Origin of the sequence: Streptomyces rubellomurinus (assembly GCF_000961885.1) — a bacterium.
In the GTDB taxonomy this organism is placed as follows: domain Bacteria; phylum Actinomycetota; class Actinomycetes; order Streptomycetales; family Streptomycetaceae; genus Kitasatospora; species Kitasatospora rubellomurina.
In genome coordinates, this window is the sequence record NZ_JZKH01000001.1 from 239854 (window position 1) to 265465 (window position 25612).

Annotated in this window: 23 protein-coding genes and 1 pseudogene; 11 read left to right on the forward strand and 13 right to left on the reverse strand. The window is 72.4% G+C overall.

Annotation, left to right across the window (positions count from 1 at the left end):
* Window positions 1-3357 precede the first annotated feature (3357 nt).
* The 4 genes from VM95_RS00960 to VM95_RS00975 all read left to right on the forward strand — a co-directional run bounded on the left by VM95_RS00960 (window position 3358) and on the right by VM95_RS00975 (window position 5853).
* Window positions 3358-3768 (forward strand): hypothetical protein, encoded by a 411-nt coding sequence (locus tag VM95_RS00960; RefSeq protein ID WP_045691968.1) that lies wholly within the window; start codon window positions 3358-3360, stop codon window positions 3766-3768.
* The gene (locus VM95_RS00965) at window positions 3738-3986 is read left to right on the forward strand and encodes a hypothetical protein (RefSeq protein WP_157881965.1); all 249 of its coding nucleotides are present in this window, start codon (window positions 3738-3740) and stop codon (window positions 3984-3986) included. Before VM95_RS00960 ends, VM95_RS00965 begins: the two co-directional genes overlap by 31 nt.
* 22 nt (window positions 3987-4008) lie before the next feature.
* Entirely contained in the window at window positions 4009-5544 is a 1536-nt protein-coding gene (locus VM95_RS00970; RefSeq protein WP_045691970.1) for a hypothetical protein, read from the forward strand.
* A gap of 123 nt (window positions 5545-5667) precedes the next feature.
* Window positions 5668-5853 carry a hypothetical protein gene (locus VM95_RS00975; RefSeq protein ID WP_045691971.1) on the forward strand — a complete coding sequence of 62 codons (186 nt, stop codon included), beginning with the start codon at window positions 5668-5670 and terminating at the stop codon, window positions 5851-5853.
* Between the two features lie 177 nt (window positions 5854-6030).
* Here VM95_RS00975 and VM95_RS00980 read toward each other — a convergent pair whose 3' ends face one another.
* The 4 genes and pseudogenes from VM95_RS00980 to VM95_RS00995 all read right to left on the reverse strand — a co-directional run bounded on the left by VM95_RS00980 (window position 6031) and on the right by VM95_RS00995 (window position 7832).
* Window positions 6031-6435, reverse strand: coding sequence for a hypothetical protein (locus VM95_RS00980; protein ID WP_045691972.1), 405 nt, complete (start codon window positions 6433-6435; stop codon window positions 6031-6033).
* Window positions 6432-6989: a recombinase family protein gene (locus tag VM95_RS38430; RefSeq protein ID WP_279616809.1), complete on the reverse strand. Its 558-nt coding sequence runs from the start codon at window positions 6987-6989 to the stop codon at window positions 6432-6434. Before VM95_RS38430 ends, VM95_RS00980 begins: the two co-directional genes overlap by 4 nt.
* Window positions 6984-7292: pseudogene (locus VM95_RS45045) on the reverse strand (recombinase family protein); the annotation flags it as partial. The gene VM95_RS38430 and the pseudogene VM95_RS45045, both read right to left, overlap by 6 nt.
* Before the next feature lie 147 nt (window positions 7293-7439).
* A complete protein-coding gene (locus VM95_RS00995; RefSeq protein ID WP_244178563.1) occupies window positions 7440-7832 on the reverse strand; it encodes a winged helix-turn-helix transcriptional regulator in 393 nt (130 codons plus the stop codon).
* A gap of 124 nt (window positions 7833-7956) precedes the next feature.
* Between VM95_RS00995 and VM95_RS01000 the strand changes: the two genes are divergently transcribed.
* A complete protein-coding gene (locus VM95_RS01000; RefSeq protein ID WP_045691974.1) occupies window positions 7957-8925 on the forward strand; it encodes an NADP-dependent oxidoreductase in 969 nt (322 codons plus the stop codon).
* A gap of 350 nt (window positions 8926-9275) precedes the next feature.
* On the opposite strand, the gene VM95_RS01005 is transcribed toward VM95_RS01000, so the two are convergent.
* The gene (locus VM95_RS01005; protein WP_045691975.1) at window positions 9276-9680 is read right to left on the reverse strand and encodes a nuclear transport factor 2 family protein; all 405 of its coding nucleotides are present in this window, start codon (window positions 9678-9680) and stop codon (window positions 9276-9278) included.
* A gap of 151 nt (window positions 9681-9831) precedes the next feature.
* On the opposite strand from VM95_RS01005, the gene VM95_RS01010 reads away from it, so the two are divergent.
* From VM95_RS01010 to VM95_RS01020, 3 genes are all read left to right on the forward strand, one after another.
* Entirely contained in the window at window positions 9832-11328 is a 1497-nt protein-coding gene (locus tag VM95_RS01010) for an MFS transporter (RefSeq protein WP_045691976.1), read from the forward strand.
* A gap of 150 nt (window positions 11329-11478) precedes the next feature.
* Window positions 11479-11976, forward strand: coding sequence for a nuclear transport factor 2 family protein (locus VM95_RS01015; protein WP_078859493.1), 498 nt, complete (start codon window positions 11479-11481; stop codon window positions 11974-11976).
* Window positions 11977-12026: 50 nt separating this feature from the next.
* Entirely contained in the window at window positions 12027-13391 is a 1365-nt protein-coding gene (locus VM95_RS01020; RefSeq protein WP_045691977.1) for a carotenoid oxygenase family protein, read from the forward strand.
* 101 nt (window positions 13392-13492) lie between these two features.
* On the opposite strand, the gene VM95_RS01025 is transcribed toward VM95_RS01020, so the two are convergent.
* The 8 genes from VM95_RS01025 to VM95_RS01060 all read right to left on the reverse strand — a co-directional run bounded on the left by VM95_RS01025 (window position 13493) and on the right by VM95_RS01060 (window position 23011).
* Window positions 13493-15502, reverse strand: a complete 2010-nt coding sequence (locus tag VM95_RS01025; protein WP_045691978.1) for an ATP-binding protein — start codon at window positions 15500-15502, stop codon at window positions 13493-13495.
* A gap of 36 nt (window positions 15503-15538) precedes the next feature.
* A complete protein-coding gene (locus VM95_RS01030) occupies window positions 15539-16810 on the reverse strand; it encodes a cytochrome P450, cyclodipeptide synthase-associated (protein WP_244178564.1) in 1272 nt (423 codons plus the stop codon).
* A 551-nt stretch (window positions 16811-17361) separates the two neighbouring features.
* Window positions 17362-17718, reverse strand: a complete 357-nt coding sequence (locus VM95_RS01035; RefSeq protein WP_045691980.1) for a beta/gamma crystallin domain-containing protein — start codon at window positions 17716-17718, stop codon at window positions 17362-17364.
* 520 nt (window positions 17719-18238) lie between these two features.
* The gene (locus tag VM95_RS01040; RefSeq protein WP_045691981.1) at window positions 18239-19714 is read right to left on the reverse strand and encodes a purine-cytosine permease family protein; all 1476 of its coding nucleotides are present in this window, start codon (window positions 19712-19714) and stop codon (window positions 18239-18241) included.
* 233 nt (window positions 19715-19947) lie between these two features.
* Window positions 19948-20853, reverse strand: coding sequence for a 5-oxoprolinase subunit C family protein (locus VM95_RS01045; protein WP_045691982.1), 906 nt, complete (start codon window positions 20851-20853; stop codon window positions 19948-19950).
* A 39-nt stretch (window positions 20854-20892) separates the two neighbouring features.
* Window positions 20893-21510, reverse strand: a complete 618-nt coding sequence (locus VM95_RS01050; protein WP_045691983.1) for a 5-oxoprolinase subunit B family protein — start codon at window positions 21508-21510, stop codon at window positions 20893-20895.
* Entirely contained in the window at window positions 21507-22307 is an 801-nt protein-coding gene (locus VM95_RS01055) for a LamB/YcsF family protein (protein ID WP_045691984.1), read from the reverse strand. Before VM95_RS01055 ends, VM95_RS01050 begins: the two co-directional genes overlap by 4 nt.
* Complete coding sequence (locus tag VM95_RS01060; RefSeq protein ID WP_045691985.1) at window positions 22304-23011, reverse strand: GntR family transcriptional regulator; 708 nt, start codon at window positions 23009-23011, stop codon at window positions 22304-22306. The genes VM95_RS01055 and VM95_RS01060 overlap by 4 nt, the downstream gene beginning before the upstream one ends.
* A gap of 191 nt (window positions 23012-23202) precedes the next feature.
* Here VM95_RS01060 and VM95_RS01065 point away from each other — a divergent pair, with 191 nt between their 5' ends.
* The 3 genes from VM95_RS01065 to pcp are packed head-to-tail and all read left to right on the forward strand — an operon-like array spanning window position 23203 to window position 25589.
* Window positions 23203-23949: a DUF969 domain-containing protein gene (locus VM95_RS01065; RefSeq protein WP_045691986.1), complete on the forward strand. Its 747-nt coding sequence runs from the start codon at window positions 23203-23205 to the stop codon at window positions 23947-23949.
* Window positions 23946-24914 (forward strand): DUF979 domain-containing protein, encoded by a 969-nt coding sequence (locus VM95_RS01070; RefSeq protein WP_045691987.1) that lies wholly within the window; start codon window positions 23946-23948, stop codon window positions 24912-24914. Before VM95_RS01065 ends, VM95_RS01070 begins: the two co-directional genes overlap by 4 nt.
* Before the next feature lie 33 nt (window positions 24915-24947).
* A complete protein-coding gene (gene pcp / locus VM95_RS01075) occupies window positions 24948-25589 on the forward strand; it encodes a pyroglutamyl-peptidase I (protein WP_045691988.1) in 642 nt (213 codons plus the stop codon).
* The last annotated feature ends 23 nt before the right edge of the window (window positions 25590-25612 follow it).

Here is a 25612-nt window from a genome sequence, read left to right on the forward strand (position 1 = left end):
GGTGATCAGGCCGCCCTGCGCCTCATCGCCCCTCGGAGGGGCATCAAGAGCAAGGTCAGCACGAAGATGGCCGTGCGGCACAGGACCTGATCGCCCACCGGAGGATAGCAAGATAGTCTGAATAGCCATCATTTTTGATCCCGGAGGGATCACCGCCTCCTGGAGGGGTAGCAACACGTCCCTGAGGTTCTGGCCCGAGGGCACCAGCCACGCCTCATCGCCCCTGGGAGGGGTTGCAACGTCTCCACCTGCAGCCACAGCCTCGACAGCGCGCTGGCCTCATCGGCCCTGGGAGGGTAGCAACTACGAGTAGGCGAAGCACCCGTCCACGCCGCGGGTCGCCTCATCTCCCCTGGGAGGGGTAACAACTGGCCGCACGCGGCAGTGTAGGCGGCGGTCATCCATGCCTCATCGCCCCGGGAGGGGAAATAACTCACCGCGGTGATGGGGTGACGGACGGATGACTCTGTCCTCATCGCCCCTGGGGAGGGGTAGCAACTCCTACTGCCCGCTGTACGTGGTCAAGGTGACGCCTGCCTCACTGCCCCTGATAGGGGTAGCAATAGGGGCACGTAGGCGTCGAGGGCGTCCTCGACGTCCAGCCTCATCGGCCCTGGGAGGGGTAGCAACATGACGACGTCGCGGAGCGCGCGGCTGGCGACCACGCCTCATCGCCCCTGGGAGGGGTAGCAACAAGGGGGTGATGCGGACTTCGCCTTCGGTGCCTGATGCCTCATCGCCCCGGGGAGGGGTAGCAACTACGGCCGCCGGCACCCCTTGCAGTACATCTCCATGCCTCTTCGCCCCTGGGAGGGGTAACAACCTGGCGACGATGGCGAGGCGGTATGCCTCCGGGTCAGCCTCATTGCCCCTGGAAGGGGTAGCAACCACAGCGAACTTGCCTGGGTGACAGCCGACCGCGCCGCTTCATCACCCCTGGGAGGGGTAGCAACGTAGTGACCGGGACCAGGCGCACCTTGGCGTCCTTGCGGGCCTCATCTCCCCTGGGAGGGGTAACAACTCGCGGGCGCCGTTATCAGACCCGGCTGGTAGGCATGCCTTATCGTCCCTGGGAGGGGTAGCAACTCCCAGGCGGTGCAGCGCGATCGCTTGACGCCGTCTTGCCTCATCGCCCCGGGGAGGGGTAACAACGCGCTGACCGGGGTCCACTGGACGCCGATCACGGCCGCCTCATCGCCTCTGGAAGGGGTAGCAACTCGTAGTCTTTGGCGGGCCTGCTGCGCTGCTCCTCATGCGTCATCGCCCCCTGGGAGGGGCTGCAGTGTGTTGGCGGGCACCCGACGCTTCGCCAACGCGCTGGTCCTCATCGCCCCGCAGGGGTAGCAAGGTGATGCCGTGGATGTGGGTGGCGTGGATCGGCACCGACTCGTCGCCCCTCGGAGGGGCATCAAGAAGAAGCTCAGCACGAAGATGACCGTGCGGCACAGGGCCTCATTGCCCGTCGGAGGACAGCAAAATGATCCGACTGGCCATCATTTTTCGATTTCGGAGGGATCATCGCCCCCGGAGGGGTAGCAACACGTCCTTGAGGTTCTGGTCAGAGGGCACCAGCCACGCCTAATCGCCCCTGGGAGAGGGGTAGCAACAGGCCGTGGCGGGCGAGGGAGGCCCGAAGGCGCTCGCGCTCATCGCCTCTGGCGAGGGGTAGTAACCCGGAGGGCGTGGTCATCGGGTGGACGTTCGCCAACGACTCATCGCCCCTGGGAGGAGTAACAATCTGGTGCGTGGTGCAGCCATGCTGTCCGTACCTCCAGCCTCATCGCCCCTGGGAGGGGTAGCGACATGCGCGCCGGGACGGGGATGAGGTTGGCGACGAAGCCTCATCGCCCCTGGGGGGTAGCAATGCGACATCGGACAGAACCCATGCGAGGCGTTCGGGCCTCATCGCTCCCGGGAGGGGTGGCAACGTGACGGAGATCTGCGAGCACCACGACTCCCGGACCGTCTCATCGCCCCTGGGAGGGGTAGCAACTTGACCGCGGCCAGAGTCTCGGCGGTGAGCCACGGAGCCTCATCGCCCCTGGGAGGGGCAACAACGGGTAGACGACGGCAGGGGCCGCCCGGCGGCGGTGAACCTCATCGCCCCTGGGAGGGGTAACAACTGGTCCCCCTGGGCCGCCAGGTGCCGCTCGTACGCTGCTCATCGCCCCTCGGAGGGGTAACAACCCCTTGACGTCTCCGGGGACCACGACCATGTGGCAATCTCATCGCCTCTTGGAGGGGTGACAATCATTGCAGCATGCGGGCCTTGTGGAGCTGCCCGCCCGTCTCATCACACCCTCGGAGGGGTAGCAACGAGTGCTCCAGGATGTCGAAGGTGCTGCGGAAGTCGAGGCTCATCGCCCTCGGAGGGGTAACAACGTCTGCGCGCACCGCTACAGGAGGTAGGAGCACGCTGTCTCATTGCCCGTTGGAGGGGGGGTAGCAACTCGCCGGTGTACATCTCACGTTTCGCCACGGCCAGGCTCATTGCCCTGGGCAGGAGCAGCAACGTGACGATCAGGCCGTCAGCGCGCGACGTACCGATCTCATCACCCCTCGGAGGGGTAGCAATCCCTTAAAGCCGAGGATCAGCGCGAAGGCGCCGCAGCGTCATCACCCTTTTAGAGGGGCAGCAACGGTGCTGTGCCAGCCGGCGTCCTGCAGCGTTCGGATCAAGGCGCGCCGGTCCGTGGGGGGCTTGAGGGCGGGGTGGTCCTCACCGGTCCAGTCGATGCGTGAGCCGGCGCGGGCGAGCGGCTCGGTCACGGCCGTGACGAACTCGGGTGGGGCTGCTTGGAGAAAGCGAGCTGCCACTGGGGCGGGCGAGCGGATCCCGAGAGGCGGCGATGTGCCACCAGGGTCCCGGGTCTAGCTGCCCGCCGGCGAGCCGGAAGCGCTGGTCCGGGCTCCAGGCGAATTCCCTGTCAAGTTCTTCTGTGCACTCTGCTGGTGGTGCCCGGCTCCTGCTGCCGGTTCCGCTGTCGTGCGCCTCTGCAACGGCGGCTTTGAGCATGTCGGCGTGCGCGGCAGCCCGACACTGAAGCGCGCCCTCGCTGCGTTCCGCAGGCCGGTCACCGTGTCGGTGTCGCCGGGGGGGGTGTCGTCCGAGCAGGAGCGCGGCCACCAGGTCTCACTCTTTCGAGTGACATGCGTTTTGGACGACTTGCCGCCTGTTCCGGGTGCGCGCAGTGCCCGGGGATGGGAGGGCAGTTGTTCGAGCGGGAGTGGGCGGTGGCTGGTGGCCGGATTGCGATCTTGTTGCCGGGTGCGGCTGTCCTCAGGATGGCGCGCGGGGTGCGGCCGGTGGGGCTGGGCTGTGCCCTTGTTGTTGCTGCCGAGTAAAGGGGTGTCCTGATGGCTGATGCCACGATCGACCTGCCGTTGAGTTTCGAGGTGCCCGAGGCCTTCTCCGACATCGACTTCAAGGTGTCGGCGGAGGCGAACACGAACAAGCTGATCGAGCGGCTGAACATGGTGGACCCCAAGCCGTCCGACGAGGAGGTCGCGCACGCGGTCCTCGCGCAGCAGACGATGTACGAGCTGTTGTCGGCGGCCGGCGCGGTGTACGCGGGGACGCTGCTGTACGGGCCGACGAAGGAGAACCCGAAGGAGAAGCTGTCGTCGGCGATCCTGACGGTGACCGCGCGGCCGGCGGAGCTGTCGAACGAGCGGACGGTGCAGCGTCTGGCGCGGACGATGGGGCGATCTACCCGCAGGCCGAGGTCGGTGTCGTCGTGCTGGAGAGCGGTCCGGCGGTGCTGCTGACGGAGGAGCGGAAGGTGGAGAAGCCGGTCAACCTCCTGACCGACGGCGGCGGTCCCACGATCGTGCGCCAGCTGCACACCTTCGTCCCGATCCCGGGGCGGCTCGCGATGGCGGACTTCGCGATCGCCACCGAGAACCTGGACCACTGGGATGCGTGCGTGGAGGTCCTCGCCGAGGTCTGCCGCACCATCACCTTCCCCGACGCCGCCGCGGCCTGAACCGAGACAGGGAGCAGTCATCATGAGGAGCTACAACGGTCAGGTCGACCGCCTGGGGTTCATGCCGCACCACGACAAGTACGTGGGGGCGGTCCACAAGGAGCTGGAGATCTTCGGCAAGGATCCGGGCATGTCGATGCGGATCTGGGGCTGGGATCCGGCGGCCCTGACCGACGTCGAGCACTACAAGATCGACCAGCTGAAGCGCATGTTCACCTTCCAGGAGAACCAGATCCGCGACGCCCTCTACCGCCTCGGGCAGGAGTGGGACACCTACCTGGACTCCAGCGAGGACCTGCGGAGCCAGGCGCAGGAGTTCGTCGACGAGCTTCCGCGGCGCACGTGCGAGGCCCTGGAGCTGTACTTCGCCACGTCCGACGACCCCGCCTACGCCCCGAGTGACGCGTTCCCCGGCTACGTCCCCCCGAAGCGGGACAGCAGCTACAAGCGCGGCGACCTGGGCTACGACTTGGAGACGGCGGAGATCCTGCGCGACGCCCTGGAGGACGGGAAGCTCGGGGAGGTGAAGCGCGGCACGTTCGACCCACGCTATGTCGACGGAAGTCTCGAGGGTGTGGTGGAGGGGGTGCTGTCGTGGCGGCATCCGGCGATCGCGCGCAACGCGGGCGAGAACAAGTCCCTCGCCATGGGCGCGAAGAGCTACGAGGGCGTCTACTGGAGGTTGACGGATGGCAGCTACCCCCGCGAGTACATCACGGACCAGCGTCTCTACGACCTGATCGACACCGCGATCGCGATCCAGGCCGAGTACCAGCTCCAGTGCCTGCTCACGGACCGCGAGTTCACCCGGGTGGTCGAGAACCGCGGCATGGAGTTCGAATGGCTCAAGGCCGAGGCCGCCCGCAAGGCCGCCGAGGAATCCGCAGGCCCCTGGGGACTCATCGGTGACATCCTCGGCATCGTCTCCGCCGTCGCCGGCGTCCTGGCCCTCATCCCCATCCTCACCCCGATCGCCGGTCCGGTCGCCGCCGTCACCGCGATCGCCGCCCTCGGCGCCCACACGGTGGACGCCGCGATCAAGGGCGACTGGGACGCCGCCACCATCGCCGGGCTCGGTGCCGACGCGCTGGCCGCCCTGCCCGGCATCGGAGCGGTCTCCAAGAGCCTCAAGGCGGGCAAGGCCATCACCAAGACGATCGGCGCCGGCGCCAAGGCCGGCCACAAGGCCAGCGTCGGTGTCCGCCGGGCCGGGCTCACCTTCCTCTCCGAGACCGGCGGCACCGGGGCCTCCGACGCGAGCAAGGTGTTCAACTACATCGGCACCAAGGGCGCCAAGATCGTCGGCGCCACCGAGAAGGCCGGGCAGATCACCGGGAAGGTCCTCCAGGGCTCGGTCAACCTCTCCACCCAGATCCCCCTCGTCGTCGAGATGGCCTCCGGCGCCGACCTCGCCGACGCGAAGACCGGCGCCACCGGCGCCGCCCTGACCGCGAACTACGGACAGTCCATCGGCAGCTGGGGCGCCGTCGGCACCGCCGCGCAGAAAGCCGGAACCATCTCCCTCTCCACCTTCGCCAAGATCATCGGCCGCCGCTGACCACACCGGCACAAAACCCCAGGCACCACCCGGCCTCGTTCCGGCGCCCCGGCCGTCCCGGGCGGCGGAACGAGGCCCGCCCCAAGGCCGGCACGCAACCCGCAGGAACGGAAAAGGACCGCCGTGGAACCCGCACACCGCCCACCCACCCGCACCGCCCTGCTCAAAGCGGCCCTCGCCGCCCTGGGCGCGGTCTTCTTCCTCCTCGCCATCACCCTGCCCGCCCCCTGGGCCTACGCCGTCGGCGCCCTCCTCCTCGCCGCCTCCGTCCTCCCCGGCCGCCGCAGGTCACGCGGACGCCGCCGGTAGCCCTGCGAACACCCTCCTCCACCCCGGCCGGCATCCGCGAATCGGCGGGCGAACCCGTGGCACGGACCTCCCGGCACCCGCGCCACCTCGCCCGCGACGCGGGCACCGACCGGCCCTGTGCAGAGGCTTTTGACCAGGGCTCTGCTGGGTGAGCGGCCGTGACACAGGCCCGGGTGCTCAGAGCCGGGTGAAGGGCAGAAGGTTGTTGTCGGCAGCCGGGTTCTGCTGGGGGGCATGCAGCTGGTCGGTGAGGACGGCACCGGCCAGGGCGAGGCCGGTGACCTGGCGGCGGAGTTCCTCGATCTCGGCCCGCTGCTCGGTGATGGTCGTCTTCAGCTTGGCCACGGTCGCTCGTAGGAGCTTCTCCGGCTCGGGGGTCTGTGCGGTCTCGTTGCGGACGCGACTGTAGAACTCGTTCTTCAGGTCGGTGTGGCGTCTGATGATCGCCATGCGGGTGACGCCGGCTTCGACGGCGAGGGCCAGGACAGTGAGGCTGCCGTCGGAGGCGGTGGCCTCACCGCCCAGGAGGCGGTCGACGGCGGCGCGGATGCGGGTGCGTTCGTCCTGGTGCTGCTGGTTCATGGCAGGGCCTCAGCGGGCTGGGAGGTGGCGTCGTGGTGGTCGGCGATGTCGCGGAGCCGCTGCGCGTTGGTCCGCAGGCGTCTGCTGATCGGCTCCGGGGAGCTGGTGGCGAGTTGGTCGATCTCGTCGGCGCGGTCCCGCAGGGTCTGTCCGTGGGTGTCGGTGCGTACGGCGTTGCCGCAGCCGGGCCAGCAGTCGATCTTGCGCGCCTTCACGGAACGGCCGGTCAGCTTCAGGCCCATCGTCGCCGGCGAGCGCAGGATCTTCCCCACGCTGGTGGGATTCCAGTGGTTCGACGGCGGCGTCTTGCGCTTGCTCGAGTACGACTCGCCCTGGTGCTTGTACGCGTGCATCGACGGCGTGTCGAAACCGGCAACCTCCAGGGCCATGGCGATCATCCACTGGCTCTGCCCCTCCAGGAGCAGCTTGCCCATGTACCGGACCGCCTCGGACGCGACCGGATCCGGCTCCAGCGTTCGCCCGCCACCGGGGCGGTCGACGATCCGGTACCCGTACGGCGGCTGCCCGCCGGCCCAGCGGTCCGTCTTGCGCAGGTGCTTGTGCGCGGCCGTGACGCGGGCCTTGATCCGCTTGAGCTCCATCTCCGCGAAGATCGACGCCAGCATCAGGAAGGTCTTAGCCAGCTCGTTCCCGAACGACGACTCGCGGCCCTCCCGGTAATCGAGGGTGATGCCATCGTCGGTGAAGACCAGAACCTTGTGGTTCTCCTCCGCCCAGTGCGCCACGTCCGCGCAGTCCTTGGCCGACCGGAACGCCCGGTCCACCTTGGCCCACACCATCGCGTCCCACTCGCTCTGGCGATCAGTGAGCCACGGCCCCAGGTCAGGACGCCGAGCGGTGGTCCGACCACGCCCCGGTGACCGCGGTGTTCGACCATCAGTTCTGACAGCTCCCCGCGGGTCAAGCTCCTCAGGAGGCTGGGCCCGGGGACCGCCCCGTCCATCGTGTGACTGGCCCCGGTCAGCCGCTCGGGCTGCTGCCCGCTAACCCGCGACCGACTCCGCGCGGAAGGCGTGGTCGAGGTTGTCCTCGACCCAGCTGCGCAGGTGGTTGAGGGGGACGGCGGCGCTGCGGCCAAGGTCGGTGAGCGCGTACTCGACGTGCAGGGGTACGGCGGGGTACACGGTCCGGTCGAGGATGCCGACGTCCTCCAGGCGGCGCAGGGTCTGGGTGAGCACCTTGGGGCTGACGCCCTGGAGCCTGCGCTGGAGTTCGCCGAACCGCTGGGGACCCTCTTCGAGGGCGCCGATGGCGAGGGCCGACCACTTGTTGGCGAGCAGGTCGAGCAGGGCGCGGCAGGGGCACTGGGCGGTGTAGACGTCGTGGTGCGGGTGTTGCCCGCTCGGGCAGCTGGTCGCCACGTGCAAGCTCCTCATCAGGGCACTTCCCAAAGGGAAGTAATGGACCTTGCAGGTAACCATACCCCCGGGGATAGCGTCGCCAGCGTCAAGGGAAGGCCGCCAACGGCCCTCCTCAGAACGCTGTTTCAGGAGATGACGCATGTCCGCAGACATGATGCGCGCGGTGGTCCAGGACACCTTCGGCGGCCCGGAGGTGCTGCGGGTCGAGCAAGTGGCACGCCCGGTGCCGCTGCCCACCGAGGTGCTGGTGCGGGTGCACGCGGCCGGGATCAACCCGGTGGACTGGAAGACCCGCGGCGGCTCCGGCATGGCCGGGCTGCTGGGCGAGCCGCCGTTCACCCTCGGCTGGGACGTGTCCGGCGTGGTGGCCGAGGTCGGCTTCGGCGTGACCACGCTGAAGGTCGGCGACGAGGTGTACGGCATGCCGTGGTTCCCGCGGGTCGCGAACGCCTACGCGGAGTACGTCACCGCGCCGGCCCGCCAGTGGGCCCGCAAGCCCGCCACCCTCGATCACGTGCATGCCGCCGCCGTGCCGCTCGCGGCGCTGACCGCCTGGCAGGCCGTCGTCGACACCGCTCAGGTGCAGGCCGGCCAGCGGGTGCTGATCACCGCCGCGGCCGGCGGGGTCGGCCACTTCGCGGTGCAGTTCGCCCGCCACCTGGGCGCCCACGTGATCGCCACCGCCAGCGCCGCCCGCCACCCCTGGCTCAAGGAGCTCGGCGCCGACGAGGCCATCGACTACACCACCACCCGCTTCGAGGAGGCCGTCGCCGATGTCGACGTCGTGATCGACCTGGTCGGCGACGCCCACGACAGCACCAGCACCCGCTCGCTGAAGGTGCTGCGCCCCGGCGGCCTGCTGGTCGCGATCCCGCAGGGCGTCTCCCCGGAGCTGGCGCAGGCCGCCGAGGCGGCCGGCGTGCGGGTGACCCCGTTCCTGGTCGAGCCGGACGGCACGGCGCTGACGACGATCGCGGGGCTGATCGACGGCGGCGAGGTCGCCGTCGAGGTGGAACAGACCTTCCCGCTGGAGCAGGCCGGCGCGGCCCACGCCCGCGGCGAGGCCGGCCGCACCCGCGGCAAGCTCGTCCTGACCGTCACCAACTGACGGCAACCGCCCGGGAGGCCGGCCCCATCGTCTCCCCGATCGCGGCGGGAATCGAACACGCCCTGGCCCGGAGTGCCCGGCCCACGCCAGGGCGGCGCGCCCGGTCGGGCTGACCAGGGCGGCGCGCTCGTCGTCCGGCCGCCGCTCGCGGCTCACCGGGCCGGCCGCCTCCAGCCGCTTGATCGGCGGAGTCGAGGTGCCGTGGTCGAGGTGCCGTGGTCGAGCTGCGGCCAAGGGCCGCAAGGCCGTCGAGGAGGCCGCGCTCTCCACCGCGTACGCCCCGCCGTGGGTCCGGCGGGCCGGCCCCCGCCGCTCCAGCACTCGCGGGCCGGACAGCGTCGGACGCCGGATCAGCGGGCGCTGCCGAGGTTCCGGTCGGCGTCGGAACCCTGGAGCATGAGGGTGGTCTCCTCGATGCGCCGGAACCGGCCGTCCGGGGCGAACTCGCCGAAGAGGTAGACCTCCATGCGCACGGAGGAGCCGTCGGTCTTGTGGACGTCGACGATGTGGCGCTCCGCGTAGAGGTCGCCCTGAACGAGCTCCTCCAGGACCTGGATCTCGCCGCCGGCGACGATCGTGCGCAGGTGGGCGATGTGGGCCGTGAACTCCTCCCGGTCGTCCCAGCGGCCGTCGGTGCGCTGGCGGTAGTCGGGGGCGAAGTGCCGGTCGACGGCCTCGGCCAGGTCCAGACCGGGGGTGAAGAGCAGGTCGGTGAGGGCGGCGGCGACGTCGGTGCGAGTGGCGGTGGCGGTCATGGAAGTCTCATGGGGATTCACGTTCCGGCACGATATACGCGCGTCGAGCACGCATCTGTGCGAGCGGGTGGACAGTCGCGGACAGGAGTGGACAGTGTCCGCACCGGCATGACCTGGAGAGTGGACAGCGCCCCGGCCCAGGCTGTGCGGCATGAACCTCCCACACAGACAGGCGGTTGCGCTCGCGGTGCTCGCCGCGGCGCAGTTCACCGTCATGCTCGCCACCTCGATCGTCAATGTCGCGCTGCCGCAGATCCGCGCCGGGGTCGGCCTGTCGGAGAGCGGCACCACCTGGGTGGTCAACGCGTACGGCCTGGTGTTCGGTGCGCTGCTGCTGGCGGGCGGACGGGCGGGCGACCTGCTCGGTCGCCGCCGGGTGCTGGGCTGGGGTCTCGGGCTGTTCGCGGCGGGCTCGGCGGTGGCGGGACTGGCCGGCTCGTCCGGGGTGCTGATCGCGGCCCGGGTGCTCCAGGGCCTCGGCGCCGCCGCGATCGCCCCGGCGGCACTGGCCCTGGCCGTGGACCTGTTCCCGCCCGGCCCCGGGCGCGGCCGGGCGCTGGGGGTGTGGGGCGCGGTCTCCGGTGCGGGCGGGGCGTGCGGCGTCCTGCTGGGCGGGGCGCTGACCCAGGCCTGGGGCTGGCCGTGGATCTTCCACACCGTCGCGATCGGGGCCGCGCTGGTGCTGTTCGCGCTGCCGGCCCTCGTCCCGCGGACGGACTCCGCGCGCCCCTGCGGCCCGCGGACCGGCGGCCGCGCGGCCGGGCGGTTCGACCTGCCGGGCACCGTGACCGTCACCCTCGCCCTGACCTGCCTGGTCTGGGGCCTGACCACCGCGCGCGGCGCCGGCTGGACCGACGACCGGGTGCTGGGCGCGCTCGGCGCCGCGGCCGTCCTGCTCGCGGCCTTCGCCGTGATCGAGCGCCGCCGGCCGGACGCGCTGGTGCCGCCGCGGCTGCTGCGCACCGGCCGGGTGGCCGCGGGGAACCTGTTGATGGCCCTGCTGGGATCCGTGTGGATCGCGCTGTTCTTCTTCCTGCCGCTCTACCAGCAACAGGTGCTCGGCTCCGGCCCGTTGGCCACCGGAGTCGGCCAACTCCCGCTCGCCGCAGCCAACATGCTCGGCTCCACGCTCGCCCCGCGGCTCTCCCGGCGGATCGGCGCGACCGCGACGGTGACCGCGGCGCTGCTCACCGAGGCCGCCGGCCTGCTGTGGCTGTCCCGGATCCGCGCCGACGGGAGCTACCTGGCCGACGTGCTGGGCCCGAGCGTCCTGGTCGGCCTCGGGCTGAGCATCGCCTTCGTCCAGCTCACCGCGTTCGCCATGGAGGGCCTGCCGCCCCAGGACACGGGCCTGGCCGGCGGACTGGTGAACACCACCCGCCAGGTCGGCGGCGCGATCGGCCTGGCCGCCCTGGCCGGGCTGGCCGGCTCGGTCACCGCCCGCGCGGCGACGCACCAGGCCCACCTGGCGGCCCTCACCGCCGGCTACCGGTCCGCCTTCACGGCCTCGGCCGCCGTCCTGGCCGCAACGGCCCTCCTCGCGGTGGTCCTGGCCCGCTGCACCGGCCCGCGGACGACGACCGCAACCGCTCCTGCCGCCGGCCGGGCCTCCGCTCCACGACCGCGACGGCTCCCCCGCACCGGCTGAGCCCGCTCGACGGCCTCACCACGAGACCCGACCCACCGACACCCGACCCACCGACACCCGACCCACCAACACCCGACCCACCAACACCCGACCCACCGACACCCAACTCACCAAGCACGATCCGCCCTCACCCCAAGGAGCCCCACCACCATGTCCCGCTCACCCCGTGCCGCGACCGCCCTGGTCGGCGCCGCCGCCGTCTGCGCCGTGCTCGGCACCGGCACCGCCGCCTCCGCGCAGCCCGCCGAACACTGCCTGCCGAAGGTCGTCGCCGCCTGGGCCGCCGCCTGGAACGGCACCGACCCGCAGGCGCTCGGCGCCCTGTTCGACGCCGAGGGCACCTACACCGACCAGGCCGTGGGCGTGGTCTTCCACGGCCGCCAGGAGATCGCCGGCTGGAAGGCCCGCGCCGACGCGGTGATCGACGACGTGCACGTCACGGTGCGCGCGGCCCACCGCGACGGCGGCCACATCACCGTCGAGGCCGTCTACGCCGGGCACCTCAAGGGCGCCCCCAAGCCGTTCGCCGTCCCGATGGCAACCCTGCTCGACCTGGACGACCACGACCGGATCGCCTCCGACCAGGACTACTACAGCCTCAACGCCGTCCTCGCCCAGTCCGGCCTGCCGGCCGACTGGACCCCGTGACGACACCTCACCGCCGCCACCCCACGTCTCCCCGAAAGAGGTTCCTCCCCATGACTGCCGCAAAGCCCTACCTGACCGGCCACTTCACCCCCGTGGCCGACGAGGTCGTCGCCACCGAACTCACCGTCGAGGGCACGCTGCCGCCCGAGCTGACCGGCCGACTGCTGCGCAACGGCCACAACCCCAAGCCCGGAGTCACCCCCACCCACTGGTTCAAGGGCAGCGGCATGGTCCACGGGATCCGGCTGGGCGGGGGCCGCGCCGAGTGGTACCGCAACCGCTGGGTGCGCACCCCCGCCCTGGACGGCGCGCCGTACATGACCGAGCACGGCCCCGACCTGACCGCCAGCGCCGCCGGCACCCACGTCATCGAGCACGCGGGCCGCCTGCTGGCCCTGTGCGAGGCCAACCTGCCCTTCGAGCTCACCGAGGAGCTGGAGACCGTCGGCGCCTACGACTTCGCCGGCAAGCTGCGCACCGCGATGACCGCGCACCCCAAGGAGGACCCGCTCACCGGGGAACTGCACTTCTTCGGCTCCTCGCCCGTCCCGCCGTTCCTGACCTACCACGTCGCCGACGCCAAGGGCGGGATCGTCCACACCGCCGAGGTCCCCGGGGCGAGTGCCGCCCTCAAGCACGACTTCGCCCTCACCCGCCACCACGTGGTCTTCGTCGAGGGCAACGTCAGCTTCGACCCGAACGACCGCTCCGGCATCCCGTACGGCTGGAGCGACCAGCAGCCCGCCCGCATCGGCGTGCTGCCGCGCGGACCCCACGGTGCCCCGCAGGTCCGCTGGTTCACCATCGAGCCGGGCAACATGCTGCACGTCTCCAACGCCTACGAGGACGGCCGGGGCCGCATCGTCCTGGAGGGTCCGACCGTGGACCGCGAGGGCTTCCGCCTCTCCTGGAACTGGTGGATCGGCGCGCCCGGCCGCGGCAGCGAGCCCGTCTCGCGCTCCTACACCCGCCGCTGGGTCATCGACGCCACGGCCGGCACGGTCGACGAGCAGATCATCGACGACCTGCCGGTGGAGTTCCCGACCCTCAACGAGGCGTACCTGGGCGCCGAGAACCGCTACCAGTACGCCGTCTCCTTCCCCGACGAGCAGGGCTTCGGCGGCTACGGCATCGTCAAGTACGACCGCACCACCGGCGCCCGCCGGATCCACCGGGCCGGCGACGCCCGGATGCCGAGCGAGGCGGTCTTCGTCCCCGCGGCCGGCGCCACCCGCGAGGACGACGGCTACCTGCTCACCGTGGTCTCCGACCTCAAGCAGGACGCCTCGCAGCTGCTGGTCATCGACGCCTCCGGACTCGACCGGGTCGCCACCGTCCACCTGCCGCACCGGGTGGCGGCCGGACTGCACGGCTCCTGGATCCCCGACCCGGCCCCGGACGGCGCCGCGGCCTGACGCCTGCCCCGATCGCGCTGCCCGACCGCGCCGCCCGGACGAGCCCCCGCTCGCCCGGGCGGCGGCGGTGCGGCGCGGCGGCGGTGCGGTGTCGGCCGGCCCTACTGCTCCCCGTACGGCCCGCGCAACTCCTGCTGCCACAGCGACTCGCAGAGCAGGTCCAGGCCCTGGCGCAGGTGGCGCCGGTACGTGCCGTACGGCAGGCCGAGGCGCCGGGCGGCGGCCTCCTGCGTGGGGGCGCCGGAGAAGTAGCCCGCCGTCAGGGCCTCGCGGGCGCGCACCCCGCGCGGGTCACGGGCGAGGTCGTCCACGCTCCGGCGCAGCAGAGTCCGCAACTCCTCGGCGGGGTCGGCGAAGTCGGCCGCCAGCCGGGTGCGGGCCAGGGCGCAGGCGGCGAACGCGGCCGGGTCGCGCCAGTGCGGCAGGGCCTCGCGGACGGCCCGGTCGAACGCGGTGCGCGAGAAGCCCGAGGGCCCGGACGGGGTCGGCACCTCGGTGGACGCGATGAAGTGGCGCAGCCAGGTCTCGACGGGCACCTGGCGCCAGTCGACGCCGAACACCCCGTACGTGTGCTCGCCGACCCGCGGCCGCGCGCCGGTGTCGGCGAGGCTGCCCTTGACCCGGGCCGCCCAGGCCTCGGCGTCCCGCCACACCGCGAAGCCGAAGGCGCGGCCGCGGGCGCGGGCGGACTCGGCCTGGGCCCGCGAGCTGCTCAGGTCGATGACGCGCGAGGGCACCTGGTACCGCTCGGGGTAGACGGTGAAGCGGCTGATGCCGATGTGTTCGCCCGGTCCGACCGGCGCGGTGGCGTCGGTGTGCGCCCAGGCGGCCGCCACGACGGGGTCCGTGGCCAGGTCCTCGGGGTCGGGCGGGGCCGGCAGCGCGAGCCGGGCGGTGAACGCGACGATCCGGCCGGTGCTCACCAGGCGGTAGACGCTGAAGGCCTGCGGCTGGCGCTGTGCCCAGTAGTGGACCAGCGCCGCTGACTCGGGGCCCTCGGTCTCCGCGGCCATGCGCAGCACCGTGCCGAGGTCGTCCGGGTGCAGCGGACGGTCGTGCACCTCGTCCTCGCGGGACCAGGTGCGCAGCCGGGCGACGATCTGCCCGTCCCGGAAGAGGTAGAAGAGTTCGTCGGTGACGGTCCAGACCCGCTCCTCGGGGGCCTCGCGCAGCAGGCGCAGGTACTCCTCGGCCAGCCGCTTGCGCATCGCGACGAAGGCGTTGGGGGCGCGCCAGCGCAGGTCGGCGGCGAGCGTCTCGCGGGCGGCGTCGTGCGGGTGCAGGCCGCGGTGGGTGGCCTCCATGAAGGGCAGCTCGCGGAGCCAGGCGAAGAGCAGGTGGGCGTCGTGGTCGGGCAGCACCGCGGCGAGCAGTTCCTCGGAGGTCGAGTAGGCCTGGGCCGCCACCTCCAGGGCGCGGCGGTGGGCGGCCGACGGCACCTCGCCGATCAGGCCCACCAGCAGGGTCCGCAGCACGTCGGCCGAGGGGGCCCAGGTCTGGTCGTAGCTCCAGCCGGTCGAGCCCGCGGCCGCGGCGAGGGACAGGGCCAGTGGGTTGCCGCCGGCGAAGCGCAGCACCAGCTCCCGCATCTCGGGGCGGATCTGCGCGGTGGCCAGCAGGGTGCGGGCCTGCTCCTCGGAGAACGGCTCCAGTTCGGCCACGTGCAGCAGGCCGGCCCAGGCCGGGTCGGCGGTCCACTGCGGCTGCGGCGCGAGCCGGCCGCCGAGGACGACCAGGGCGCCGTCCGCGGCGCGGGGCAGGAAGCGGTGCCAGAGCCAGCCCTCCAGCCACTGGCAGTGCTCGAAGGAGTCCAGGAACAGGACCGTGCCGGGGACGTCGAGGAAGGGGCCGGCCGCCCGCTCGAAGTCGGCCGGGTCCCGGCCGACGAAGCGGCCGTCGAGCTCGACCAGCAGCCGTCCCGCCGCGCGGGCGTGGTCCGCCAGGCGCCGCAGCAGGGTGGACTTCCCGATGCCGCCGGGCCCGTACAGGTAGAAGGCGAAGGGCGCCTGTGGATCCCCGGTCAGCGCCCGGGCGAAGCGGTCGAGTTCCTCGTCCCGGCCTATGAAGGCCTGGACCCGCGCACTGCTCAGCCGCTCCCCGACGGACACCATCGCGGCTCCCTTCCCCCAAGTACCGGTGGCGCGATCCTAACCAAGGTGCCGGAACGTGCCGTCTGTCGCGCGGACGGGCGTGAACTCCAGGGGAAGCGCGACGGGGCCGCGGGTGTACAGCCCGCTCTCCCGGTAGCGGAAGCCGGGGGCGAGGCGGACCCCGTCGAGCAGCGGGAGCAGCAGCGCGGCCACCGTCTCCAGCTCCGCGCGGGCGAAGGCCGCCCCGGCGCACTGGTGCAGTCCGGCGCCGAAGGCCAGGTGCTGGGCGGCGGCCGTGAAGGAGCGGGCGGTGCCCAGGTCGGGGCGGTGGATGTCGAAGGCGTCCGGGTCGGTGAACGCCGCCGGGTCGCGGTTCGCCGCGCCGATCATGCAGAAGACGGTGGCGCCGGCGGGGACGGGGGTGCCGGCGAACACGGCGTCCCGCTCCACCTGGCGCGGGATCAGCTGCACCGGCGGGGTGCGGCGCAGGGTCTCGGCGATCGCGGCCGGCAGCAGGGCCGGGTCCCGCCGGACCTGCGCCAGTTGCTCCGGGTGCTCGATCAGCTGCTTGAGGAGCTGGGCGAGGGTCTTGTCGGCGGGTTCGACGGCGGCGACCAGGACGTTGATGATCAGCGCGGTGACCTCGCGGGTGCTCATCGCGGTGCCCGTGCCGGTGCCGCCGGACCCGGCCGTGCACAGCTGCGATATCAGGTCCCCGCCGGGGCGGCGGCGCCGCTGCTCGATGACGGGCCGGAGGTGGGCCTCCAACTGCTCGGCGCAGTCCAGGCAGTGGCGGCGGCGTTCCGGGGTGAGGGCGAGGCTGGTGATGAACTCGCTGACGCCGCCGAGCCATTCGGTGATCGGCTCGGCGTCCTGCTCGTCCAGCCCCAGGACATCGAGGGTGGCCCGGACGGCGAAGGGCTTGCCGAAGTCGTTGACGAGGTCCATCCGTCCCCGTGGCAGGAACGGCGCGAGGAGTTCGGCGGCGTTGGCGCGGACGGCGCGGACCTGCTGCTCCAGGGCCGGCCCGGTGAAGCCCCGGACGACGATCTTCCGCTTGGCGGTGTGCTCGGCCCCGGCCATCTGCGCCAGCACCGGCCCGCGCATCACCGGCTCGGCGCGGACCTGGAGCGTCTCGGTGGTGAAGGCCCGGTGGTCCGTCAGTACCCGCCGCACGTCCTCGTACCGGGAGAGGAACCAGCTGTCGAGCGCCGGCTCGTAGTGGACCGGCGCCTGCTCGCGCAGTCCGGCGAAGTAGCGGTAGGGGTCGGCGGCGAAGTCCTCGGACAGGATGCTGAAGGGGGGATCGACCACAGGCGTGGCGGGCACGGGCATGGCGGGCCTTTCGGGGGCCGGGGAAAGGGCGGTCGTACGGCGGACCGTCAGGCCGCGGTCGCCGGCAGCTCGGCGGCAGGCTCGGCGAGCAGCCGGTGTTCGGTGCGGCTGGTGAGATAGCGGGCGCCGGGGGCGCCTCGCCGATAAACGCAACTACTTAGCCTTTAGGGGCCGGGGGCGCCGCCCCCCGCCCGCGCGGCGAGCGCCGGCACGGTGAGCGCCCCCGCCCCTGCACCGACTGCTGAACCCGCGCACTGCGCCCGCCGGGCCGCGTGCTCGCTCGCTCACTCATGCGCCCAGCGCAACTGCTTAACGCGAAAGATTCGCGTCTACGGCACCGCTCGCTGAGCATGCCGACCCAGGGGTAGTTCGCGCGCCGCGGCACCACATGCCGGTGCCGGTCACACCCGGAGGGCGTGACCGGCACCGGCGAAGCGGGGCGGAGCCGATTCGGGTCACGGAAATTCGTCGGCGACCCAAGTGGTGCGGAACTCACGGCAATACGGCCGAACGAATTTCCGTTCGAGGCCCGCCCCGCCGATTCGTCAGAGGATCCGGATGGAGTTCACCTTCGGCGGGCGGTTCGGGAACGTGATGTCGGTCCAGCGGTTGATCCTCACCGAGTCGCCGTTGGCGTCGCTGTAGACCAGGTCGTTGTTCCCCGTGGAGATCCGGTCGACCCACCGCCCGCCGAAGCCGATCGACCCCGCGTTCGCGTAGCAGTCGACGCTGTCCCGGCCGTCGAGGTGCGACCAGATCTTCAGGAAGTCGTTGCGGCTCCCGTCGCACTGGACGTGGTCGATGGCGAACGCGTTGCCGGACGGCACGGCCACGGTGAGCGTGGCCGCCGCGGCGAAGGCCACGGCCAGCGAGCTCGCGGCCTTCTTCGCTTTCGAGATCATGGATTCTCCCCAGTCTGATGAAACGTTGAATCGGAGTCCGCTGCGCAACGAGTTTCCGTTGCGTCGTACCCGATCAGTATCCGGACCGCCTTTCTTGGGGTCAATCGAACAGCCCTCGCTCTCATTTGTTCTCGGCCATTCCCGTCCGGAGTTTCCGAGCGGCGTGGGGCGTGTTGTTCTGGCGTGTCGCGAGCGGTTCCGGGACCGGGCGGACGAATCGTCGACCGGAGTCCGCCTCCTGCCCGCTCCGACGTGGAGTGACAGCCGGACCGCCGACCGCGCCGGACGGGCGCCGAGGGGCACGTGGCCGGGAGAGGAGGGTGGGGCCGGCGAGTTCGCGCAATGACGTGCCGCGCGCTGCCGGGAGGGGACGGGCGGCCGATCCTGCGAAGCCGCTGCTGCCGCACCGGCCACCGGACGAGAGCCGTCGACGGATCGCCGCCGGGGGCGGTAACGGGACCGCCCGGTCGCCGGCTCGGGTGAGTCGGCGACCGGGCGGTCCGGAAGAGGCGTCGTGCGGTCAGACGGTGGCGGCGGCCCGTTCGGTCCGCTCGGTCCGCTCGGTCTCCGGGGTGGCGGGGGTGTTCTCCCGGGGGGTGGGGAGCACGGCCATGATCACGCCGGAGATCACGATGGTCGCCGCCCAGGCGAGCCCGTACCGGCCGACCGGAGTGCCGGAGAGCGGGCCGGCGAACCAGTCGCACTTGGTGAAGGCGAGCCCGATCAGCAGCGCCAGGACCCAGGACACCATCGCCTGCCAGCAGAAGCCGCCCACGTACCAGTAGCGGCTGTTCCTGCTGGTGTCCATCAGCGCGGCGGGGTCGTAGCGCACCGCGCGCGAGCGGCGACGGTACATGTCCACCGCGTAGACGCCGATCCAGGCCGAGAAGGAGACCGCGAGCAGGATCAGGAAGGTGATGAAGGAGCCCAGGAAGCTCTTGGCGACCAGCATCAGCAGCAGGCCGCCGACCAGCGAGATCACGGCGTTGATGCTGACGGCCAGGGCGCGCGGCAGCCGAACGCCCATGGTCTGCGCGGTGAAGCCGGCCGAGTACATGGAGAGGCTGTTGATCAGCAGCATGCCCACGATCGCGGTCAGCAGGTAGGGCACGGCCAGCCAGGTCGGCAGCAGGTCACCGAGGAAGGAGACCGGGTCCGCGGCATCCGCGAGGCCGGGCGAGGCCACCGCCATCACGGCGCCCATCAGCACCATCGGCACCATGACGATGCCGGCACCGGAGACCGTCACGCCGACGATCTTCCGGCCGGAGGCGGCGTGCGGCAGGTAGCGGGCGAAGTCCGGGCCGGTGGGGACCCAGCTGATGCCACCGGCGGCGATGGTCCCGACGCCGGCGATCATCATCGCCGTGGTGCCCGCGGGCTTGGCGAAGACCTCGCTCCACCGCATGGTCGCGATCAGGTAGCCCAGCACCAGGACGCTGAAGATCCCGAAGAGGTACGTCGACCAGGTGTTGCAGACGTTCAGCGCCTTGCGGCCCATACCGGAGACCAGGAAGGTGCAGGCGACGAAGGCGAAGAGGGTGACCACGATCAGCGCGGTGTTGCTCTTGACGCCGAAGACCAGGTCGAGGACGGTCAGCACGGCGTAGGCGCCGGTGACGGCGTTGATCGTCTCCCAGCCGAACCGGGCGATCCAGAGGATCGCACCGGGGAAGAGGTTCCCGCGCACGCCGAAGGTGGCCCGGGACAGGGTCGCGCCCGGCGCCCCGCCCCACTTCCCGGAGACCGACAGCACGCCGACCAGCCCGAACGAGACGAGCGCGGCGCACGCGGCGACGACCAGGACCTGCCAGAAGTTCAAGTGGTTGAACACCACCAGGGCGGCGCCCATGGTGAGCAGCAGGACGCTGATGTTCGCCGCGACCCAGGTCGGGAAGAGCTCGCGGACTCTGCCCCCGCGCTCGTGGTCGGGGACGGGTTCGATGCCGCGTGTCTCTATCGCGCCGTCTGCGTCGACGGTGGACAGGTTGTCCATGAGGGTGACTCCGTGCGTGTGAAGCGGGAGATGAATCGGTCAAATGGGACATACATGGAACTCTTCGCGCGTAGCGCGGGAGTTGAGTCATCCTACTTTGTCCATTTCGACTCTCGGCACCGTCCCGGCGATCATGAGCGGGGCCCCACGACGAGCGCGGCCGCGGGGACGCCGCCGAGGTCGCCCACCCGCGCGGAGTATCCGGTCGATCGACGACGCGTGGGACGGGTCCGTCAGCGCAGGCGGACGGGGGTGAAGCGGACCGGGGTCCCCGGGGCGGCCTGGGCGGCGGCGGGGAGGGCGGCGGCGGGGACCACGCCGATGACGGGGTAGCCGCCGGTGGTCGGGTGGTCGGCGAGGAAGACCACCGGACGGCCGGACGGCGGCACCTGGACGGCGCCCAGCACCATGCCCTCGCTGGGCAGTTCGCCCTCGGCGGCGCGCTCCAGCGGCGGGCCGTCCAGGCGCAGGCCGATCCGGTTGCTGGTCGTCGAGACGTGGTAGACGGAGCGTGCCAGGGCGTCGAGGGCCCTGGCGGTGAACCAGTCGTCACGCGGGCCGAGCACGAGCGGGAGGACCAGCCGGGCGGGCGGGGCGGCCCAGGGCAGCACGTCCGCCCCGGCCGGCGGGCCGGCCGGGGCCCCGAGCGCCAGGCGGTCCCCGGCGGACAGCGGCGCGGGGCCGAGGCCGGAGAGCAGGTCGGTCGAGCGGCTGCCGAGGACCGGGGCGGCGGCGACCCCGCCCGCGAAGGCGAGGTAGCTGCGCACCCCCCGGGTCGCGGGGCCGAGGTCGAGCCGCGCGCCGGCGGGCAGCCGGACCGGGGCGCCCCAGGCGGCGGGCTGGCCGTCGACCCGGACGGCGCACGGCGCCCCGGCCACGGCCACCGTGACCGGCCGGTCGACCCGGACCGCACAGCCGAGCACCGTGGTCTCCAGGGCGGCCGCCCCGGCCGGGTTGCCGACCAGCCGGTTGGCCAGCAGGTGGGCCGGCCGGTCGAGCGCACCGGAGCGCGGCACGCCCAGGTGGGCGTGGCCCGGCCGGCCGAGGTCCTGGACGGTGGTCAGCAGACCCGCGCTGACGACGGTGACGGTCGCTGGTCCGCCGCTCGCCGGTTCCCCTGTCACGGCTCCCCCGATCATGCTTCCTCGATCATGCTTCTTCGATACACGCTTCCTCGATCACGCTTCCTCGATGACGAACCGCACCCGCGTCCCCGGGGCGAACAGGGCGGCCGGCTCGCGCGCGGCGTCCCACAGCGGGGCCTCGGTGCGGCCGATCAGCTGCCAGCCGCCCGGGGACGAGCGCGGATAGACGCCGGTGTACGGGCCGGCCAGGGCGACCGCGCCGGCCGGCACGGCGCTGCGGGGCACGGCCCGGCGCGGGACGTGGTACCGCTCGGCGAGGCCGGTGAGGTAGCCGAAGCCGGGGGCGAACCCGCTGAAGGCGACGCGGAATTCGGTCGCGGAGTGGATGCGCGCGACGGCGTCCTCCGCGACGCCCCAGAGCGCGGCGACCTCCGCGAGGTCCGCGCCGTCGTAGCGGACGGGGACGGTCACCACCGGGCCGAGCCGCTCCGGGGCGGGCGGCACCCGCCAGGTGGCCAGTTCGGTGGCCAGGGCACGCGGGTCGGCCACCCCGTCGAGCAGCACGGTCCGCTCGGCCGGGACGATCTCGTCCACCGGCGGCAGCCCGAACACCGCGCGCCTGCGCAGGAGTTCGGCGTGGAAGGCGGCGGTCCGGTCGGCGTCGGCGAGTTCGACCAGCAGGGCGTGCGGGCCGACCCGCAGCACTCTCATGCGAACGCCTCGACGCGCACCCCGGCCGCGCGCAGCGCCGTCCGGACGCGGCGGGCGAGGTCCGCCGCCCCGGGGGTGTCGCCGTGCAGGCACAGCGAGCGGGCGCGCAGGCGGATCCGCTCGCCGGTGTGGGCGGCGAGCAGGCCGTCGCGGGCGATGCCGACCGAGCGGCGGACCACGGCGTCGGGGTCGTGGACGACCGCACCCGGTTCCCGGCGGGAGAGCAGCGTGCCCTCCGGGGTGTAGGCGCGGTCGCCGAACGCCTCGGCGACGACCGGCAGTCCGGCCCGCCGGGCCGCCTCGTGCAGTCGAGAGCCGGGCAGCCCGAGCACCGGCGACGGTGTTCCGGGCAGAGCGAGCCGGACGCCACGGACCACGGCCGCCGCCTGTTCCTCGTCGTGCACCGTGCGGTTGTAGAGCGCGCCGTGCGGTTTGACGTAGCCGACCTTGGCGCCGGCGGCCTGCGCGAACACCTGCAACGCCCCTATCTGGTAGGCGATTTCGTCGGCCAGCTCGTCCGGGGGGACGTCCATCGCCCGCCGCCCGAAGCCGGCCAGGTCCCGGTAGGAGACCTGCGCGCCGATCCGCACCCCGCGCTCGGCGGCCAGCGCGCACACCCGTCGCATGGTGGACGGGTCCCCGGCGTGGAAGCCGCAGGCGACGTTGGCGCTGGTGACCACCGACAGCAGGGCCGCGTCGTCGGTGAGCGTCCAGCGGCCGAAGCCCTCGCCGAGGTCGGCGTTCAGGTCGATCACCGGTTCCGGTACGGCCGCGGGCTCCGCCCGTCCGTCCGTCACCGCCCGGCTCCCGGGGCCTGCCCGCGCTCGGCCATGGCGCGGACGATCATCGCGCGCGCGTCGTCCAGGTACCTGGTCAACTCGACCTCGGCGTCGTCGATCTCGCCCGACTCCAGCAGCCCCGCGAGCGTCTGGTTGCGCCCCAGGAACGGTTCGTGGAGCGCGCGCGGGGAGGGGACGGCGGCGAAGGCCAGCCGCAGTTCCGCCATCAGCCGGGTCATGCACTCGTCGATCCTCCCGCTGCCGGCCAGCCCGGCGACGGCCTGGTGGAAGTGCAGGTCGGCGGTGCCCACCGCGGCCCAGTCACCGAGCAGTTCGGCCGCCTCCGCCCGCGCGAGCGCGGCCCGCACGGCGGCCAGGCGCTCCGGCGCCGCGCTGCGCAGCGCGCGCACCCCGGCCATCTCCAGGGCCAGGCGCAGCGTGTAGATGTCGGCGACGTCCTCCGGTTCGAGGACCCGGACGAACACCCCGCGGTTCAGCTCGTGGACGACCAGGCGCTGGTCGGCCAGCTGCCGGAACGCCTCCCGGAGGGTGTTGCGCGAGACCGCGAGCGCCTCGCCCAGCGCCTCCTCCGACAGCCGCGTTCCGGAGGCGAGTCGGCCCTCGGTGATGTGCTCGCGCAGCACTTCGGCCACCCGCTGGGCGGCGCTGGCGCGTTCGAGCCGGCCCCGGTCGGCCGCGAGTGCGTCGAAAACCCCGGTCAAGTCCTGCCTCCTGCCGCCGCGTTCCGCTCGTACGGAGCCGCTCCTGAACTCTTGTCGGATTGTTCCACAATCCCCTAACCTCTCGGCAACCCCCCGCGAGGTCGCGGCCCACCGGCCGGGACCTCCCGCGCCCGTGGCGTCGCAGACGACCGCGCACCCGGCGTGGACCCCTCCGAAAGGCGACCAGCCACATGATCGTTCTTGTCGGCATCCTCATCGTGGTGGCCGGATTCGCCACCCGGCGAAATCCGCTCCTCGTCGTCGGCGCGGCCGGCATCGTCACCGGCCTGCTGGGCGGGCTGAGCCCGGTGAAGGTCCTGGAGACGTTCGGGACGGGCTTCGCCTCCAGCCGCTCGGTGACCCTCTTCGCCGTCACCCTGCCGGTCATCGGCCTCCTGGAGCGCCACGGCCTGCAGGAGCAGGCCCGCACCCTGATGAACCGGCTCGCGAAGGTCAGCGCCGGCCGCCTGCTCGCCTGCTACCTGGTGATCCGTCAGCTCGGCGCCGCCCTCGGGCTCACCGCGCTCGGCGGGCATCCCCAGGCGGTGCGGCCGATGATCGCGCCGATGGCGGAGGCCGCGGTCGAGCGCCGCCACGGCACCCTGACGGAGAAGGCCCGCGAACGGCTGCGCTCCTTCGCCGCGAGCGCCGACAACGTCGGCCTGTTCTTCGGCGAGGACTGCTTCCTCGCCGTCGGCTCGATCCTCCTGATCACCGGCTTCGTCAACGCGACCTACCACACCAGCCTGGAGCCGGTGCAGCTCGCGCTGTGGGCCGTCCCCACCGCGGTCTGCGCCACCCTCGTCCACGGCCTGCGGCTGCTGCGGCTGGACACCGTCCTCGCCCGGGACCTGGCCACCGCGTCCGGCCGCCCCGCCGACGCCCCCGCCGGCGCCCGCACCGCCGCCGCCACCCTCACCGCGGAGGACAGCAAGTGATCAAGGTCGAATGGCTGTACTGGCTCGTCGGCGCCGTCTTCCTCGCGATGGCCGTGCAGATGGCGGCCGACCGCAGCAACCCCAAGCGGTTCGGCAGCGCCGCCTTCTGGGGCCTGTTCGGCGCGAGCTTCGTCTACGGCACGTGGGTCGCCGACAAGAGCGCGCCCGCCGCGCCCCTGGGTGCGGCCGTGCTCGCCATGATCTGCCTGGGCGGCCTCGGCTTCACCGGGCGCGGCACGCCCACGACCACCACCCCCGAGCAGCGGGCCGCCTCCGCCGCCCGTCTCGGCAGCCGGCTGTTCGTCCCCGCGCTCACCCTGCCGCTGGTCGCGCTGACCTGCGCCACCCTCCTCAAGGACGTGCACCTGGGCAGCGGCCTGCTGCTCCAGTCCGGCAGCGAGGCGCTGCTCGGGCTCGGCATCGGCACGCTCGTCGCCCTGGCCGTCGCTCACCTCCTCACCCGCGAGCGCAGGCCCGTCACCGCCCTGCACGCCGGCCGCTCACTGGTGGAGGCCATCGGCTGGGCGCTGCTGCTGCCCCAACTCCTCGCCGTGCTCGGCACGATCTTCCAGGCCTCCGGGGTCGGCACCCAGGTCGGCCGGATCACCACGCACTTCCTGCCGGACGGCAACACCTACGCGGCGGTGGCGCTCTACTGCCTCGGCATGGCCCTGTTCACCGTCATCATGGGCAACGCCTTCGCCGCGTTCCCCGTCATGACCGCCGCCATCGGCTGGCCCGTCCTGATCACCCAGTTGCACGGCAACCCGGCGGTCGTCCTGGCCGTGGGCATGCTGGCCGGCTTCTGCGGCACCCTCGCCACCCCGATGGCCGCCAACTTCAACCTGGTCCCGGCCACCCTGCTCGAACTCAAGGACCAGTACGGGCCGATCAAGGCCCAACTGCCCACCGCTGGCGTCCTGTTGGTGTGCAACATCGCCATCATGTCGCTGTTCGCGTTCTGACCTCTCCACCTCACAGGAAGGCTCCGCCCGCCCATGACCCGGGTCCTGCTCACCGGCTTCGAGCCGTTCGACGGCGCCGCCCTCAACCCGTCCTGGGAGGTCGCCCGCCTCGTCGCCGAGCAGCCGCCCGCGGGGATGGAGGTCACCCCCGTCCGGCTGAGCTGCGTCTTCGGGCGGGCGGCCGAGGAACTGCGGACGGCGGTGCGCGGCAGCGACCCGGACGTGGTGCTCTGCCTCGGCCAGGCGACCGGCCGCCCGGACGTCGGCGTCGAGCGCATCGCCGTCAACGTCGACGACGCGCGCATCCCGGACAACGCGGGTCGGCAGCCGGTGGACCGGCCCGTCGTCCCCGGCGGCCCCGCCGCCTACTTCGCCGCGCTGCCGGTGAAGGCGTGCGTGGCCGCCGTCCGGGAGGCCGGCTTGCCGGCCTCCCTGTCCCACAGCGCCGGGACGTTCGTCTGCAACCACGTCTTCTACGCGCTGATGCACCTGATCGCCACCGAACGCCCCCCCACCCGCGGCGGCTTCGTCCACCTGCCCGCGCTGCCCGAACAGGTCCTCGACCGGGCTCAGCCCTCCCTGCCCGCCGCCACGGCCGCCCACGCCGTGCGCGCCCTGCTCACGGCCTCGACCCGCCCCACCGACCTGCGCACCCCGGAGGGGACCGCCCACTGACGCGGCGTCCCTCTGCGGGGATC